A 1,675-nucleotide genomic window follows, 5' to 3' on the forward strand; every position below is an offset into this window, starting at 1 on the left:
ATGACGATGGAGCCCCACGCACAGACCAGCGCGAACACCGTCACCGAAGAAAACAGTTCGAACGCCTGCTCAGGCATGATGTAGTTCAGCAGCACGCCCGCGAACATCGCGGCAAACACCATCAGGATTGCGCGGTGCGGCACCTTGCGTGAATTGGTGACGCCGAGAAAGGCCGGTGCGTTCTTCTGCAGCGACAGGTTGTAGAACGTGCGGCTATTGGTGAACACGCTCGCATTGACCGCCGACAGCACCGCCATGATCACGACCAGGTTCATGATGCTCGCTGCGGCCGGAATGCCGATCTTCGTGAAGACCTCGACGAACGGGCTACCCTTCGTCGTCAACGCCGTCCACGGGAATACCATCAACAGGACCGCGATCGCACCGACGTAGAAAATCAGCAGTCGCCAGAACGTGGCATTGACGGCCTTCGGCATCGTCGTTTTGACATCCTTCGCTTCGCCGGCCGCGAGACCGAGATTTTCGACACCGCCGAACGAGAACGCGACCATCACGACCGCGAGGAATGTGCCGCTCGCCCCCTTGGCAAAGAATCCGCCGTGGTCGACCAGGTTGTGATAACCGACGGGCACGCCGTTGTTGCCAATGCCAAACACGATCATGCCGACGCCAAAGATGATCATGGCGACGATCGCGATCACCTTGACGAGCGAGAACCAGAACTCCGCCTCACCGTATATCTTGACGCCGATGATATTGACAACAAACATCAGCGATACCGCGGCGCCGGCCGTCACCCAGATCGGAATGTGCGGGAACCAGAAATGAACGTAACTGCCCAACGCATTCAGGTCGGCCGCACTGGTGGCGAGCAGAAAGATGAATGCGTTCCAGCCGTTCAGAAAGCCTGCGAAGCGGTGAATGTAGCGGTTCGAATACGACACGTAGGAGCCGGACACCGGCTCTTCCACGGCCATTTCACCGAGTGCCCGCATGACGAAATAGATGGCGATAGCGGCAAGCAGAAAGACCAGCAGAATGGCCGGACCAGCTGTTCTGATTGCCCAGGAAGATCCGTAGAACAGTCCTGTGCCAATTGCGCCGCCGATGGCAATCATCTGGATATGGCGGTTCTTAAGATCTCTTTTCAGATCCTCCCGCTCGTATGCCTGTGCTTCGATGTTGTTGCTCATGTCGCCTCCAAGGAAGTTAATCGAATGTTGCTTTTTAGGTTGGAAAGAGGGTTTGATCGCACGCTGTGGCCGTGGAAAGCCTGGCGCGAACACCGCAATGCACCGCAATGCATCGCTCCTTTTGAGCCATAGTCAGTTTCTTTATCTGAGCAGGCTCTTTATTCTTATCGTTATCCTAATTACACAATTTGCTGTCTCAGGTTCCAGCACACATCGCTTCTCGCAGCGTCGATGATCAAACCAATCGCGCAGTCCGATGTACGTCGTCTAAAGGTGGCGCGCCCGTGCACCGTAGTCCAGTGCCACGGCCGCTTCCGGCGTTAGCATGGGCTCAGGACATCGCATGTTGGCGGATGCGACCACGCATCGATCCTCTTTGCGCACTGTCGTCGAGCGGGACGCCAGCTCTCTCTCGCCAATTGCTGCTCAGAGTTCAGCGAGCGCGGTGGTCAGACGGCGAATTGCTTCGTCCACGGTGGAACGCGGACAGCCAAGGTTTGCGCGCATGTACCCATGCCCCT

General features: G+C 57.1%; 1 protein-coding gene. It reads right to left on the reverse strand.

The features are described from left to right. Positions 1-1,154: amino acid permease (locus BMW76_RS40030; protein ID WP_090874172.1), on the reverse strand; the 1,154-nt coding region annotated here is incomplete at its 3' end. Between the last annotated feature and the right edge of the window lie 521 nt (positions 1,155-1,675).

The sequence above is a fragment of the Paraburkholderia diazotrophica genome (assembly GCF_900108945.1).
GTDB lineage: Bacteria > Pseudomonadota > Gammaproteobacteria > Burkholderiales > Burkholderiaceae > Paraburkholderia > Paraburkholderia diazotrophica.